At 64.8% G+C, this 14516-nt stretch carries 15 protein-coding genes; 10 read left to right on the forward strand and 5 right to left on the reverse strand.

All coding sequences use genetic code 11. The features are described 5' to 3' along the window. The coding region (locus WCE35_RS03255) for a molybdopterin cofactor-binding domain-containing protein (RefSeq protein WP_424591905.1) at positions 1-1291 on the reverse strand (1291 nt) is incomplete at its 3' end. Further along, entirely contained in the window at positions 1291-1758 is a 468-nt protein-coding gene (locus WCE35_RS03260) for a (2Fe-2S)-binding protein (RefSeq protein WP_424591906.1), read from the reverse strand. The genes WCE35_RS03255 and WCE35_RS03260, both read right to left, overlap by 1 nt. Before the next feature lie 277 nt (positions 1759-2035). Between WCE35_RS03260 and WCE35_RS03265 the strand changes: the two genes are divergently transcribed. From WCE35_RS03265 to WCE35_RS03305, 9 genes are all read left to right on the forward strand, one after another. Beyond that, positions 2036-3487, forward strand: coding sequence for a 6-hydroxynicotinate reductase (locus tag WCE35_RS03265; protein WP_424591907.1), 1452 nt, complete (start codon positions 2036-2038; stop codon positions 3485-3487). Then, positions 3484-4392 (forward strand): UPF0280 family protein, encoded by a 909-nt coding sequence (locus WCE35_RS03270; protein ID WP_424591908.1) that lies wholly within the window; start codon positions 3484-3486, stop codon positions 4390-4392. The genes WCE35_RS03265 and WCE35_RS03270 overlap by 4 nt, the downstream gene beginning before the upstream one ends. Before the next feature lie 21 nt (positions 4393-4413). Beyond that, the gene (locus tag WCE35_RS03275) at positions 4414-4998 is read left to right on the forward strand and encodes an amino acid synthesis family protein (RefSeq protein WP_424591909.1); all 585 of its coding nucleotides are present in this window, start codon (positions 4414-4416) and stop codon (positions 4996-4998) included. Between the two features lie 24 nt (positions 4999-5022). Then, complete coding sequence (locus tag WCE35_RS03280; protein ID WP_424591910.1) at positions 5023-6228, forward strand: ABC transporter substrate-binding protein; 1206 nt, start codon at positions 5023-5025, stop codon at positions 6226-6228. 201 nt (positions 6229-6429) lie between these two features. Beyond that, positions 6430-8316 (forward strand): ABC transporter permease, encoded by a 1887-nt coding sequence (locus WCE35_RS03285; RefSeq protein WP_424591911.1) that lies wholly within the window; start codon positions 6430-6432, stop codon positions 8314-8316. Beyond that, entirely contained in the window at positions 8313-9104 is a 792-nt protein-coding gene (locus WCE35_RS03290) for an ABC transporter ATP-binding protein (protein ID WP_424591912.1), read from the forward strand. The genes WCE35_RS03285 and WCE35_RS03290 overlap by 4 nt, the downstream gene beginning before the upstream one ends. Further along, the gene (locus tag WCE35_RS03295; protein WP_424591913.1) at positions 9101-9805 is read left to right on the forward strand and encodes an ABC transporter ATP-binding protein; all 705 of its coding nucleotides are present in this window, start codon (positions 9101-9103) and stop codon (positions 9803-9805) included. The genes WCE35_RS03290 and WCE35_RS03295 overlap by 4 nt, the downstream gene beginning before the upstream one ends. A gap of 32 nt (positions 9806-9837) precedes the next feature. Then, complete coding sequence (locus WCE35_RS03300) at positions 9838-10293, forward strand: MarR family winged helix-turn-helix transcriptional regulator (RefSeq protein WP_424591914.1); 456 nt, start codon at positions 9838-9840, stop codon at positions 10291-10293. Between the two features lie 378 nt (positions 10294-10671). After that, positions 10672-11373, forward strand: a complete 702-nt coding sequence (locus tag WCE35_RS03305) for a hypothetical protein (protein WP_424591915.1) — start codon at positions 10672-10674, stop codon at positions 11371-11373. Between the two features lie 44 nt (positions 11374-11417). On the opposite strand, the gene WCE35_RS03310 is transcribed toward WCE35_RS03305, so the two are convergent. Then, positions 11418-11795, reverse strand: a complete 378-nt coding sequence (locus WCE35_RS03310; RefSeq protein ID WP_424591916.1) for a VOC family protein — start codon at positions 11793-11795, stop codon at positions 11418-11420. Between the two features lie 215 nt (positions 11796-12010). On the opposite strand from WCE35_RS03310, the gene yghU reads away from it, so the two are divergent. After that, entirely contained in the window at positions 12011-12889 is an 879-nt protein-coding gene (yghU, locus tag WCE35_RS03315) for a glutathione-dependent disulfide-bond oxidoreductase (RefSeq protein ID WP_424591917.1), read from the forward strand. Positions 12890-12933: 44 nt separating this feature from the next. On the opposite strand, the gene WCE35_RS03320 is transcribed toward yghU, so the two are convergent. Beyond that, positions 12934-14130, reverse strand: coding sequence for an amidohydrolase family protein (locus WCE35_RS03320; RefSeq protein ID WP_424591918.1), 1197 nt, complete (start codon positions 14128-14130; stop codon positions 12934-12936). 132 nt (positions 14131-14262) lie between these two features. Continuing rightward, a partial coding sequence (locus WCE35_RS03325) for a tripartite tricarboxylate transporter substrate-binding protein (protein WP_424591919.1) occupies positions 14263-14516 on the reverse strand: 254 nt, incomplete at its 5' end.

The following is a 14516-nucleotide window of genomic DNA, read 5'->3' on the forward strand; positions in this document are numbered from 1 at the left end:
TCAGGCCGCCTTTGACGTCCATCAGTTGCGCCGTGCCCTTCGGCTCCCACGCGTGTTCCTGTTCCCTGGTCAATTGCACGCGGACGGGGCGGCCGACCGCGCGCGACAGCAACAGTGCATCGGCGGAAACGTCGTCGGCGCAGTTGCGGCCGTAACAGCCGGCGGCTTCCATCCGGATCACCTCGATTTCGGCTTCGGGCCGTTCGATCAGGAGCGCAAGGTCCGCGCGCAAGAGGTGGGGATTTTGCGTGCCGGACCAGACGCGGATGTGGCCGTCCTGAAAATCCGCGACCGCGCAGGACGGGCCGATCGACGCGTGCATCTGGTAGGGCCAGACATAGGTCCGCGCCATCGGCTTGTCGGCAGCCGCAATCGCGGCATCGACATCGCCCTTGTCGATCAGGGTTCGCGGCGTCGATGGATTGGCGCGCAGCGCGGTCGCGACGTCCTCGAGATCGGGCAGCGTCGGCACCGGCTTCCACATGACCTTCAATTGCGCGGCCGCCTTGATCGCGTTCTCCTCCCGCGCGGCGACGACGCCGACGAAATCGCCGATCCTGACCACGGCGACCAGCCCCCGAATATCGCGCACCGAGGTTTCGTCGACCGCGATCAGGCTGGTGCCGACGAACGCGCCGGCATCGACGCCGGCGTAGGGCGGGCGCACCACGCGGCCGTGCAGCATGCCGGGCACGCGAACGTCGTGAACATAGACCAGTTCGCCGGTCGCCTTCGCTGCGAGATCGACGCGCGGCACCGATTGCCCGACGATGGTGTAGGCGCCGACGGCTTTGACGGGGACGTCGTCCGTCAGTTCGAGGCGGATGGTTTGCTCTGATATCAGCTCGCCATAGCTGACGCTGCGATTATCCTTGCCGCGGATCAGGCCGTCCTCGATCGAGAGTTCTCCGACCGGCAGTTCGAGCCGTTCCGCCGCGCGCGCGATCAGAAACTGCCGGGCCTGTGCCGCGGCCTGGCGCAGCGGCACGGCCGTGATCTGGATGGTTTCGCTCGCGATCGTCGCGCCTTGATTTGGAACCTCGGACGTATCTCCCAGCACGACAACCACACGGGCGAAGGATACGTCGAGTTCTTCCGCGACGATCTGTCCGAGCGCAGTGCGAATGCCGGTTCCAAGATCGACATGGCCGTTATAGGCGGTGACCGAGCCGTCGGCGGTGATCTTGACGAAGGTTTCGAATCCACTTCCCGCGCCGGACTCGGCGGGACGGATAACGGACAATGATCCCTGCTGTCGCTCACGATCCGCTGGAGAGTCCGCTGCCGCCATCAATCGCGGGCCTCTGCCACCAGGCCCGCCGCGCGCATCGCCGCCCGCATGATCTCGATATGGGCGCCGCACCGGCACAGATGATATCGAAGCGATTCCAGCACTTCGGCTTCGGTGGGACGCGGGTTGCGGTTCAGCAATGCCCTGATGCTCATGATCATGCCGTTGAGGCAGTAGCCGCATTGCGCGGCCTGTTCCTTGATGAAGGCATCCTGCACCGGATCGGGATTTTCGCGCGAGCCGAGGCCTTCAAGGGTGACGATATCGCGCCCGGCGCAGCCTTCGATCGGGATCACGCAGGCACGCGCTGCGGCGCCGTCGATCAGCACGGTGCAGGCGCCGCACTCGCCGAGCCCGCAGCCATATTTCGGGCCGTTCAGTTCGAGGTCGTTGCGCAGCACATGGAGCAAGGCGGTGTCGGGAGCGGCGTCGACATCATGGATGTTGCCGTTGACCGTCAGGCGCATCGTGTTCCCTATCCCCTGACATTGGCCGTTTGCGCCGCAAACTCTCGCATCAGGCCTGCGAGGAAGATACCGTTTGCATGCAAACGTGCAAGCCGGGGTGTCGCGGTCGTCGCGCCTTGCCGGCTCTATGAACAACGGCGCCGGGCCGCGGCGATTTTTCGCTTGCCGCGCCGCTTGACAGGTTTTTCGCCGGCGCGCAGGATCATTCGTATACGAACAAAATACCCGGCGGCTGAAAACAGGGTATGATCGAAGCTGCCCCAGAGCAGGCGTGTTCATGGCGACAGAGGCGACGACCACGGCGACCGGCGACAAGATCCGCTGCGATGCCTGCCCGGTGATGTGCTACATCAAGCCGGGCGCGGCGGGCGCCTGCGACCGCTACGCCAATCACAATGGCGACCTGGTGCGGGTCGATCCGCACATCGTGCTGGAGCGCACGGTATCGCATGGCGGGCGGCTGGTGCCATTCCAGACCGGCGGCGACTGGGACGGCAAGATCGTCCATCAGCCGAATGTTTTCGTGACCGCGATCGGTGCGGGCACGACCTATCCTGACTACAAACCCGCGCCCTTTATCGTTTCGTCCGAGATCGATGGCGTCGACATGGTCACCGTCGTGACCGAAGGCATCTTCAGCTATTGCGGCGTCAAGGTGAAGATCGACACCGACCGCTATCTCGGGCCGGAGACGGCGACGGTTCGCGCGCAGGGCGAGGCGATCGGCCACGTCACCACCAGCGAATATGGCTCGCAGATGCTGTCGCTCGGCGGCGTGCATCATCTCACCGGCGGCTCCAAGAAGGAGGGACGCGTCACCTGCGACGCGCTGATGGCGCTGAGCAACTGCAAGCCGGTCGAACTCACCATCGACGGCGGCGCGACGGTGGTGCTGCAGGCAGGCGGTCCGCCGATCGTCAATGGTGTTGCGGAAGAGCGGATGCGGGTCGGCTGCGGCTCGGCCACCATCGGCATGTTCGCCAAGCAGTGGCACGGCAAGGTCGATGAGGTCGTGGTCGTCGATGACCACATCACCGGGGTTCTCAGTGAGCATCAGGCCGGCAAGCTGCTGGATATTCCCGACACCGGAATCAAGATGAAGGGCCGGCGGTCGACGCCGGGCCGTTATTTCCAGGTCGCCGAGCCTGGCACCGGCTGGGGCGGCACAAAAATTTCCGATCCGTTGTCGGTGCTCGGCCCGTTCGATTCCAGGACGGCGCGGCCGGGCATGACCATGCTGATGGTCTCGACCACCGGAGAACATGCGGCATATTACCAACTCGACGAAGCGTTGCGGCCGATCGAAAAGCCGATGCCGCTCGATCTCAAACGGTCGGTCGAGCGAATCCAGGAGAACTGCGAACCGGCGCTCTGTACGGTGCTGTTCATGGGCGGGGCCGGCGGTTCGCTGCGCGCCGGCGTCACCGACAACCCGGTGCGCCTGACGCGGTCGGTGAAAGAGGCGCTGACGCGGGTGACCAGCGGCGGCGCGCCGGTCTATGTGTGGCCGGGCGGCGGCATCACCTTCATGGTCGACGTCACGCAGATGCCGGCGGGTGCGTTCGGTTACGTTCCGACGCCGGCGCTGGTCGCGCCGATCGAGTTCACGCTGAAACTGTCTGATTATGCCGCGCTGGGCGGCCACATGGATTATGTCCGCCCGCTCGCCTCGTTGCGGGACAGTACCGAGCTCCGGTCGATGCCGTACATGCCGGGGCGTCGCGCATGAAACGGCGCCCGCAGATCGCGCCTCTCGCCGACGGCAGGCGGCTGCATTTGCAGGACGGCCCGATCGATCTGATCGTGGAGGCGGGCGGCGAGCAAGCGCATGTCCACGCTGCCCATGACGCCGCGGCGAGGCGTTTTGCCGGCTTGCTCGATGAGCTCTGCGAAGAACTTACGGAATTGCGCAAGGCCGCCGACCCGGCGCGGTGCCGGCTGCGAGGGATGGTCGCGCGCCGCATGCATGCGGCGGTGGCGCCCTTCGCCGCGGATCATTTCATCACGCCGATGGCCGCGGTGGCTGGCGCCGTGGCGGAAGAGATTTTGGGCGCCATGGTGGATGCGGCGCGGCTCGATCGCGCTTACGTCAATAATGGCGGCGACATCGCGCTGCATTTGGCTGCCGGCGAACAGTTTTCGATCGGCCTGATGGATCGGCCGGATCGGCATGGCGTGATGCGGACGATGACCGTCGACGCCGATGACCCTGCGCGAGGCGTGGCGACCAGCGGGCGCCATGGACGAAGCTTTTCGCTCGGCATCGCCGACGCCGTCACCGTGCTGGCGCGGACGGCGTCGCAAGCCGACGCCGCGGCCACCATCATTGCCAATGCCGTCGATCTGCCCGGGCATCCGGCCATCATTCGTTGCCCGGCGAATGAGCTACAGGTCGATAGCGACCTCGGCCCGCGCCTCGTCACCCGGGATGTCGGCCAATTGTCCGGCCATGAGATCGAGGCCGCGCTCGAAGCCGGCGCGCAGCACGCGCGTCAGCTGCTGATGGCTGACTTGATCGAAGGCGCGGCATTGCGCCTGCTCGGCGAGATTGTCATCGTAGGAACGCGAAGGATCGTGCCGGGCATCTCGCAACCCCTCGATGAACGTGCGATGGAAGGTGCGATCCATGCCTGACCCGGAGCAAGGCCGACAGAGATGAGCGCGATCATTCGCAAAATCGTCACGGTGGTCGAGGAGACCCGTCTGGAGATGGGGCAGAAGGTCGCCCCGCCGACCCGCCGCGCGGCGGCGATCGCCGTGATCGAAAACCCCTTTGCCGGCCGGTATGTCGAGGACCTCTCGCCGTTGATCGCGATCGGCGAGGAACTCGGCGAACTGCTGTCAAAAAAGGCGGTCGCCGCGCTCGGGATCGACGGCGCCAGGGCGCACAGCTACGGCAAGGCGGCGGCGGTCGGCGAAAACGGCGAGCTCGAGCACGCGGCCGCGATCCTGCATCCCAGGATGGGCGCGCCGGTGCGCAAGGTGTTGGGCAAGGGCGCGGCGCTGATCCCGTCGTCGAAAAAGCGCGGCGGTCCGGGAACGACGCTCGACATTCCGCTCGGCCACAAGGACGCGGCCTTTGTGCGCAGCCATTTCGACGGCATGGAAGTGCAGATCAATGACGCGCCGCGCGCCAACGAGATCATGGTCGCGGTCGCCGTCACCGACAGCGGCCGGCCGCTGCCGCGGGTCGGCGGATTGACGGTTGCAGAGATCAAGGGCGAAGACGGTCTTCGATAGTTTCTTCAACATGGGAGGTGAGGGATGCGAAGGAGCGGATATATTTTGGGGGCAGCGTCCGCGGTTCTGCTCGCCGCCACGGCGGATACCGCCATGGCGCAGAGCGAGATCAAGATCGGCGAGATCAACAGCTATTCGCTGTTGCCCGCCTTCACCGAGCCCTATCGCAAGGGCTGGCAGCTCGCGCTTGAAGAGATCAACGCCGCCGGCGGCATCAACGGCAAGAAGCTCGTCGTCGTCTCCAAGGATGACGGCGGCAAGCCGGCCGACGCCCAGACCGCCGCCAATGAACTGGTGTCGAGCGAAAACGTGGCGATGCTGACCGGCACGTTCCTGTCCAATATCGGGCTCGCGGTCAGCGACTTCGCCAACCAGAAGAGGGTGTTCTTCCTTGCCGCCGAGCCCCTGACCGACGCCATCACCTGGGCGAAAGGCAACCGCTATACGTTCCGCCTGCGGCCTTCCAACTACATGCAGGCGGCGATGCTGGTGGAGGAAGCCGCGAAGCTGCCTGCAAAACGGTGGGCGACGATCGCGCCGAACTATGAATACGGCCAGTCCGCGGTCGCGGTATTCAAGAAGCTGATGTCGGAGAAGCGTCCGGACATTCAGTGGGTCGACGAGCAGTGGCCGCCGCAGGGCAAGATCGACGCAGGCCCGGTGGTGCAGGCGGTGGCCGCCGCCAATCCGGAAGCGATCCTCAACGTCACCTTCGGCGCAGATCTGGTGAAATTCGTGCGCGAAGGCAATACGCGTGGTCTTTTCAAAGACCGCAAGGTGGTCTCCTTCCTCACCGGCGAGCCCGAATATCTCGATCCGCTGAAGGAAGAGACGCCCGAAGGCTGGATCGTCACCGGTTATCCCTGGTACGCGATCAAGACGCCGGAACATGACGCATTCCTCAAGGCCTATCAAGGCAAGTACAACGACTATCCGCGGCTCGGCTCGATCGTCGGCTACCAGACCATCAAGTCGGCCGCCGCGATCCTCGCCAAGGCCAACTCGACCGATCCGGACAAGCTGATCGCGGCGGCCGAAGGATTGTCGCTGCCCTCACCGTTCGGCGAGATGACCTTCCGCAAGATCGATCACCAGTCGACGCTCGGCGCCTTCGTCGGCAAGACCGCGCTGAAGGACGGCAAGGGCGTGATGGTCGATTCGGTCTACCGCAAGGGCGCCGATTATCTGCCGGGCGACGCCGAGATCGAAAAACTCCGTCCGAGGGAGTGAGCCTCTATCTCCCTCTCACCGCTTGCGGGGAGAGGGTTGGGTGAGGGGGACTTTCCGCGAGCGAGTGTGTGGAGAGTCCCCCTCACCCGAAATCCAGGCTGCGCTTGAATTTCGGCCTCTCCCCGCAAGCGGGGAGAGGCTAAGTCGAACGCCCTCGCGCGAATCTGTCTTGACGCGATTGCACAAAAACGCGGACCGCCAGTGGCCTTTTACTTCGTCCAGTTCCTGACTGGTCTTGCCAGCGCCGCCTCGCTGTTTCTGGTCGCATCGGGGCTGTCGATCATCTTCGGCGTGACGCGGATCGTCAATTTCGCCCATGGCGCGTTCTACATGCTCGGCGCCTATGTGGCGTTCACCCTGACCGAGCGATTTTCCGGCACGTTGGGATTTTGGGGCGGCATCGTTGCCGCGGCGCTGATCGTCGCCGTGATCGGTGTTCTGGTCGAGATGGTGCTGCTGCGGCGGATCTACCATTCGCCGGAATTGTTTCAATTGCTCGCGACCTTCGGCCTGACCCTGATGGTCGAGGACCTGGTGGTCCTGATCTGGGGTCCGAGCGATCTGCTCGGCCGCCGCGCCCCCGGCTTCAGGGGTGCGGTCGATTTCTTCGGCCAGAACATTCCGAGCTACGATCTGTTCCTGATCGCGCTCAGTCCGGTCGTGCTCGGCGTGCTCTGGCTGTTGTTCCAGCGCACGCGCTGGGGCATTCTGGTGCGCGCCGCGACGCAGGACCGCGACATGGTGGCCGCGCTCGGCGTCAATCAGAAATGGCTGTTCACCAGCGTGTTTGCCGTCGGCGTCTTTCTCGCCGCCCTCGGCGGTGCGCTGCAAATTCCGCGCGACGCGGTTCATCACGCCATGGATCTGCGGATCATCGTCGAAGTGTTCGTAGTGGTGGTGATCGGCGGCCTCGGCAGCATCATCGGCGCCTTCGTCGCCGCGGTCTTGGTATCGGAACTCAACGCGTTCGGCATCCTGATCTTTCCGAAGATCTCGATCATCCTGGTGTTCCTGGTGATGGCGGTGGTGCTGGTCGTGCGGCCATGGGGGCTGTTCGGCAAGCCGGAAGCGCCCGCGCGCCGCACGCCGGGCTTGACCGTCAATCCCTGGCGTCCGCTCACCTCGCGCGAACGGCTGGCTTCGCTTGCCGCATTGATGGTGGCGGCGGCGCTGCCGCTGGTCGGTGGCAATTATGCGCTCACGGTCGGCTCCGAGATCGCGATCTTCGTGATCTTCGCCGCGAGCCTGCACTTCCTGATGTCGGTCGGCGGGCTCGCCTCGTTCGGCCATGCCGCCTATTTCGGTCTCGGCGCCTATGGCGTGGCGTTCCTCGCCAAGATGGCGGGTCTGCCGATGATCGCCTCACTCATGCTCGGTCCGCTGCTCGGACTGCTCGGCGCGGCGGTGTTCGGCTTCTTCGCCGTGCAGCTGTCCGGCGTCTATTTCGCGATGCTGACATTGGCGTTCGCGCAGATCGTCTGGTCGATCGCGTTCCAGTGGGTCGCGGTGACCGGCGGCGACAATGGCATTCTCGGCGTATGGCCGGAGAAATGGGCGGCAAGCCCGGCGAATTTCTACTGGCTGTCGCTTGGGATAGCCGCGATTGCGGTGGCCGGGCTCCGCATCATCGTCTTCTCTCCGTTCGGTTTCGCGCTGCGGGCGACGCGCGACTCTCCGCTGCGCAGCGAGGCCATCGGCATCAACGCCAAGCGCATCCAGTGGACCGCCTTCGCGATCGCGGGCACCGTCGCCGGATTTGGAGGCGCGCTGTTCGCTTACCTCAAGGGCAGCGTGTTTCCCGACAGTCTCGGCATCTCGCTCTCGGTCGATGCGCTGGTGATGGTGCTGCTTGGCGGCGTCGAGACGGTTTCGGGCGCGGTGGTTGGCGCCATCGTCTACAAGGCGCTCAACATCTGGCTGGTGAGCCAGACCGATCTCTCCAAGCTCGTGCTCGGCGGCTTCATCGTCCTGATCGTGGTCGCCTTCCCGAAGGGCATCGTCGGCATGCTGGAAACGATCAGGAATCGCCGCCAGGCCTCTTCGTCAACATCAGCGCTGCTTACGTCCCGGATCGAGACCGCCGAATGAGCATGGTTCCCACATTGCTGTCGGTCGAGAACCTGAGCAAATCCTATGGCGGCGTTCATGCCGTGCGCAGCGTCTCGTTCGAACTGCGGGCCGGCGAAATCCTGGCGCTGATCGGGCCGAACGGCGCGGGAAAAAGCACCTGTTTTGACATGCTCAACGGGCAGAACATTCCCGACAGCGGCCGGATCAACCTGCTCGGCGAGGACACGGCGGGCCGGAAACCGCGTGCGATCTGGCGGCTGGGTGTGGGACGCACCTTCCAGATCACCGCGACATTCCCGACCATGACGGTGCGCGAGAACGTGCAGGTCGCGCTCGTGTCGTATGGCGGGCAATTGTTCAATCTCTGGGCCTCGACCGCGCATTTCGCGCGCGACGAAGCCGACCGCCTGCTGGACCTCGTCGGCATGGGCGCCTATGCCGAACGACCCTGCGGCGAACTCGCCTATGGCGACCTCAAGCGCCTGGAGCTCGCGATCGCGCTCGCCAACGAGCCAAGGCTGTTGCTGATGGACGAGCCGACCGCCGGCATGGCGCCGCGCGATCGCATCGAATTGATGCGGCTCACGGCGCGCATCGCCCGCGCGCAATCGATCGGCGTTCTCTTCACCGAGCATGACATGGACGTGGTGTTCGAGCACGCCGACCGCATCCTGGTGCTCAATCGCGGCACCCTGATCGCCGAGGGCACGCCGGAGCAGGTCCGCGGCAACCGCCAGGTCCGCGCCATCTATCTCGGCGAGGGCCTGGTTTATGACGTCAGGCACCGCGAGGGAGCGGGCCCATGAAGCTCAGCGTCAAGGACCTCAACAGCTTTTACGGCCCGGCGCACATCCTGTTCGACATTGCGCTCGAGGTCGGCGACGGCGAGGTGGTCGCGCTGCTCGGGCGCAATGGCGCCGGCAAGTCCACCACTTTCCGTTCGATTGTCGGGCTGGTCGCGCAGCGCTCCGGCCGCATCGTGTTCGAGGGCAGGGACGTGTCGGATCTGCCGACGCATGCGATCGTGCGCGGCGGGCTCGGCTATGTGCCGGAAGAGCGGCGCATCTTCACCGATCTGACGGTTGATGAAAATCTCGAAGTCGGCCGTCAACAGCGGCGGCCGAACGCGCCGCACTGGACCCGCGACAAGCTGTTCGCCCTGTTTCCGAACCTCGGCGAAATGCGCGCCCGCCCGGGCGGGCGCATGAGCGGCGGCGAGCAGCAGATGCTGACGATCGCGCGAACCCTGATGGGCAACCCGTCGCTGGTGCTGCTCGACGAGCCCTCGGAAGGGTTGTCGCCAAAAATCGTCGAGCAGATGGTCGACGCCATCCTCGCCATGAAGAAGGAGGGGGTCAGCATCGTCGTCTCCGAGCAGAACCTGCATTTCGCGCGGCTGATCTCCGACCGCGCCTACATCATCGAGCGCGGCAGGATCTGCTTCGGCGGCACGATGGGCGAACTCGACGCGCAGCCGGACGTTCGCGACGCGCATCTGTCGTTGTGACCGGCGCCGGCAGGAACAGAGGCGAGATTGCCATGAACAGGGATGGTTCGCCGAAACGGAGCGCCAGGCTGCCAAAGCCGTGCTACATTCTCGACGAGCAGATCGGCTTCATTCTGCGTCAGGTATGGCAGCGGCACGCCACGATCTTCGCCCGCGAGATCGGGATCAACCTGACGCCGACGCAGTGGGCGGCGCTCGCAAAACTCGCCGAGACCGGGCCATGCTCGCAAAATCAGCTCGGGCGGCTGACGGCGATGGATGTCGCCACCATCAAGGGCGTGGTCGACCGCTTGACCGCGCGCGGCCTGACCGAGACCAGCGCCGATCCCGATGACGGCCGGCGCCTGCTGGTCAGCCTGACGCGCGCGGGCCAGCAGCTTGCCGAAAAAACGGCGCCGAACGCGCTCGCGATCACCAGGGAGACGCTTGCGCCGCTCGACGCGAGCGAGCGCGAGACGCTGGTCGGGCTGCTGAGCAAGCTGCGCTGATCGGCCTGCTGAAGCCGGACCGGAGGTTTCGGACGTCGGCTTCCGGTGTAAAAACGTGGATTCGCCAAAATCTCCGACGTCGGTCAGGTGCCGGTTCCGAAAAGCGCGCCGCTTCACGGCCACATTGCCGACGCGCCATGCGCGGCAAAAGACAAGAGGGCGCAATTGGCGGTCACGGTTTGGTTTCATTGCCGCCGGGCTTAAGCCTTCAATCCGAACACGCGACGAGCTTGCGTCCGGCATCGCGGCCGACTTCCGCGGAAGCATGACGGTCATAATACCGCCCGACCCGTTGCTCAAGAAGGAATGCAGCGGGGTGCTGGCAATCAAGCGTTGGTCGTTAGGCGGCGGCAGCTGCGATCAATGAGAGGTGCATCCATGATCGTGCCCTACCTACCGCTGATCTTTGTGATGATCATCATGTTCGCTCCACTGCATGACCGTTGTCGTGTCCATGCCCGCGGCGGCGTGCCCGTAGCCTGGTCCCATGACAAGCCGTCGATAGCTGGGCAGCGCTCGCCGAAAGCGATGGCGCGCTGCGCGAAGCGGTCGCAGGCAAAGGTCGCGCAAGTGCAGCCTCCAGCTGACGCCTCGGCCGATCTCAACAGACGAACGATACAGCAGGTGACGGCTGCCGCGGCAGTCGCGGAGCAAATCACGGCCATCACGGCGGTTCCGGGACCGACACGGAAAGCGAATATCGAGCGTTCGAATCGTTCAAGAACCGAACCGCCTCGCGGTACCGAAAAGACCATGCCGGCGTTAGTGAGCAGCAGCGCCGGCCCGCTGGTTGTCCTGCTGATGGCTCGCCCTGAAATCAAGTCGGTTTCCGATCTGACTGGAAAAGACATTGCGATCGATGACAGGAAGGCCGCGTTCAAAGATGATGTCCGGGTCGCGATCATGGGGGCAGGAGCGTCTGAAATCAAACTGAGCGGCGGTCGAACGAAGGCGGTTAGCCAGTTGATGAGTGAAAAGGTGCCGGCCGCGGTCCTGGCTCTGGTATCTGCGGACGCGGCGGAGGGTTTTCCCGAAATCGCAGGCTTCAAAATCTTCAAAATCCCGCTTCCGCCCCGTTGATCGGGGACATGACCGAACACGCGCCCGAGGAAGCGAACGTGGGATCAGACCATCCGGTGCAGGGCGCAGATCTTGTTGCCGTCGGGATCACGCAGATAGGCGATATAGAGTTTGCCCGCGGGGCCCTCGCGCACCCCTGGCGGGTCTTCGCAGGTTGTCCCGCCATTGGCGATGCCGGCCGCGTGCCAGGCGTTGGCTTGCTCGGACGAGCCCGCGGCAAAACCGATGGTGCCGCCATTGGCGGCGGTCGCAGGCTTGCCGTTGATCGGCTTCGACACCGAGAAGACGCCGGACCTGGTTCGGTAGAAGATGCGATGGCGGTCGATCGTCGCGGGAGCAACACCGAGGGTGCCCAGCAACGCGTCATAGAACGCCCTGGCTTTTTCCAGATCGTTGGTTCCGATCATCACATGCGAAAACATTCCCTATCTCCCTCCCGATTTTTCCCGAATGAATGGACCAGAACGCTTTGCGGCGTCCCCTCGGTTCGGGCAAGGCTAACAGCGGACGCGGGGACACGGAAGCGTCGCGGTCCAGCGTTCCGGTCGATTTCATGGCTGATACCGCGCGCCTGGAGATTGCCAATTGCAGGAATTTGTTGACCACTGGCAGCCCGTCAGACACCCGGAGCCCGAAAATGACCGACCCGTCCGAATACGTTCCGCCCAAAGTCTGGACCTGGAACAAGGAGAGCGGGGGCAGGTTCGCGAGCATCAACCGCCCGATCGCGGGGCCGACGCATGACAAGGAGCTGCCGGTCGGCCGCCATCCCCTGCAGCTTTATTCGCTGGCCACGCCGAACGGGGTCAAAGTCACGGTGATGCTGGAAGAGCTGCTGGCGCTCGGTCATGGTGGCGCGGAGTACGACGCGTGGCTGATCCGGATCGACGGCAACCAGTTCGGCAGCGGCTTCGTCGCGGTGAACCCGAACTCCAAGATACCGGCGCTGATGGACCGCAGCGGGCCTTCCCCGATCAGGGTATTCGAGTCCGGCGCGATCCTGATGCATCTTGCCGAGAAGTTCGGGGCATTGCTGCCGACCGACACCAAAACGCGCGCCGAATGCCTGTCCTGGCTGTTCTGGCAGATGGGCAGCGCACCGTATCTCGGCGGCGGGTTTGGCCACTTCTACGCCTACGCGCCGACCAAGATCGAATATGCCATCGACCGGTTCGCGATGGAGGTGAAGCGTCAACTCGACGTGCTCGACCGCCGTCTTTCGGACAATGAATATCTCGCGGGCAACGACTATACGATCGCCGACATCGCGGTCTGGCCCTGGTACGGCGCTCTCGCGAAGGGCCTGCTGTATGGCGCCGGCGAGTTCCTGTCCGTACAGGAATACGCCAACGTGCAGCGCTGGACCGACGCCATCGCCAAACGCCCGGCGGTGCAGCGGGGGCGCATGGTCAACCGCACCTGGGGCGAGCCCTCCAGCCAGTTGCACGAGCGGCATGACGCCCATGATTTCGAGACGAACACGCAAGACAAGATGGGAGATGCCGCCGTGGCATGACGGACCTGGCGCCCGTGATGCGCGGTGCCGGACCTTCAGATCGGTCAATGCCCGACGATCTCCGGCACCCTCGTTGCCGGCGGCGTGTTGCGGCTGCGCTGGGTGCGGACGATGCCGTCGATGATGGTCATGCCGATGCCGGGCAGGTCGCCGAGCTGAACGCTGTCGAGGATGTTTTTGCCGGGCGAATGCTGCGCCTTGTCCATGATGACGAAGTCGGCGGCGCGGCCGACCTCGATGATCCCGCAATCCAGCGCGCGCATCCGCGCGGTGTTGCCGGTTGCAAAGCAGAACGCGATTTCGGCGGGCACCTCGCCCAGCGATGACAATAGCGATACCATCCGCAGAATTCCGAGCGGCTGCACGCCGGAGCCCGCCGGCGCATCGGTGCCGAGGATGATACGGCCGAGATCGCCCATCTCGCGCGCGGTGCGGAGCGTGAACAGCGCTGAGCGCTCGTTGCCGTTGTGGACCAGCTCGAGGCCGCGCTTGCAGCCCTCGCAGATGCAGCGGATCTGGTCGTCGGGGAGCGCGGTGTGGCCGCCGTTGATATGGCCGACCACGTCGGTGTCGGCCTCCAGCACCACGTCCTTGTCGATCAGACCGGAGCCGGGGATCGACGGTCCGCCGGTATGAATCGTGCTCTGGATGCCGTATTTGCGCGCCCATCCTACCATTTTCCGCGCGGTGGGCCCATCTTTGACGCCGCCGAGCCCGACCTCGCCGAGCAGCTTGACGCCGGCCGCGGCCAATTCCCTGAAATCGTCCTCGACCATCTCGTTTTCGATGACGGGAGCGCCGGCATGGACCTTCACGCCGCCGGGACGCAGCGTCCAGAACGAGCGCTGCGCAAAGATCGCCATCGCCTTGACGCCGACAACATCGCGCGGTCGGCCGGGCATGTGAACCTCGCCGGCGGAAATCATGGTGGTGACGCCGCCGTGGAGATAGCTGTCGATCCAGCTGGTCTGGTTTTGCCGCGGCGTCCAGTCGCCGGCGACGGGATGAACGTGGCTGTCGATCAGCCCCGGCGCGACGGTGGTGCCATTGGCGTCGACGATGGTGGAGGCGCCCTCGGTGTCGATGTCCCTGGCGCGGCCAATGGCTGATATCTTGCCGTTATCGGCCACGACGGTGTCGGCATCGAGAATCGGCTTCTCCATGGCGCCCGAGAGCAACAGCCCAATATTGCGGATCACGAGCCTGCTCGGGCCGGTCGCCTGGGGTGCGTCGTGGGCCATCAAGTTCATCCCCTTGGTTCAATGCCTTCGTGGCGCGGGTGAGCATCTTAGGGCAGGCGCGCGCCGTTGTCAGGCAAGGGTTTTTGCCGAGCGCACGCGTAAGCGCTGGTTACCGCGGCCCGGCAGGCACGCCTATCTCACCTCGACCTTGGCCTGATCGGCCACTTCCTTCCAGATCGCGATATCCCGTTCGATGAAGCGGGCGAAGGCCTCCGGCGAACTGCCGACGATCTGCATGGCCTGCTTCTCGAGCAACGCCCTGGTTTCCGGATTCTTCAGCGCTGCCACGATCTCCTGGTTGAGCTTGCCGACGATGGCGGGCGGCGTATTGGCCGGCGCCAGGATGCCGTGCCAGGCAACGGCGTCGAAGCCGGGATAACCGCTTT

Origin of the sequence: Bradyrhizobium sp., assembly GCF_049691595.1 — a bacterium.
Classification (GTDB): domain Bacteria; phylum Pseudomonadota; class Alphaproteobacteria; order Rhizobiales; family Xanthobacteraceae; genus Bradyrhizobium.

Coding starts and splice junctions, on each gene's coding strand:
- WCE35_RS03320 (WP_424591918.1), bottom strand. CDS start 14,130: ATGGCCCACGACGCACCCCAGGCGACCGGCCCGAGCAGGCTCGTGATC.
- WCE35_RS03290 (WP_424591912.1), top strand. CDS start 8,313: ATGAGCATGGTTCCCACATTGCTGTCGGTCGAGAACCTGAGCAAATCC.
- yghU (WP_424591917.1), top strand. CDS start 12,011: ATGACCGACCCGTCCGAATACGTTCCGCCCAAAGTCTGGACCTGGAAC.
- WCE35_RS03275 (WP_424591909.1), top strand. CDS start 4,414: ATGAGCGCGATCATTCGCAAAATCGTCACGGTGGTCGAGGAGACCCGT.
- WCE35_RS03305 (WP_424591915.1), top strand. CDS start 10,672: ATGATCGTGCCCTACCTACCGCTGATCTTTGTGATGATCATCATGTTC.
- WCE35_RS03300 (WP_424591914.1), top strand. CDS start 9,838: ATGAACAGGGATGGTTCGCCGAAACGGAGCGCCAGGCTGCCAAAGCCG.
- WCE35_RS03265 (WP_424591907.1), top strand. CDS start 2,036: ATGGCGACAGAGGCGACGACCACGGCGACCGGCGACAAGATCCGCTGC.
- WCE35_RS03280 (WP_424591910.1), top strand. CDS start 5,023: ATGCGAAGGAGCGGATATATTTTGGGGGCAGCGTCCGCGGTTCTGCTC.
- WCE35_RS03310 (WP_424591916.1), bottom strand. CDS start 11,795: ATGTTTTCGCATGTGATGATCGGAACCAACGATCTGGAAAAAGCCAGG.
- WCE35_RS03270 (WP_424591908.1), top strand. CDS start 3,484: ATGAAACGGCGCCCGCAGATCGCGCCTCTCGCCGACGGCAGGCGGCTG.
- WCE35_RS03260 (WP_424591906.1), bottom strand. CDS start 1,758: ATGCGCCTGACGGTCAACGGCAACATCCATGATGTCGACGCCGCTCCC.
- WCE35_RS03295 (WP_424591913.1), top strand. CDS start 9,101: ATGAAGCTCAGCGTCAAGGACCTCAACAGCTTTTACGGCCCGGCGCAC.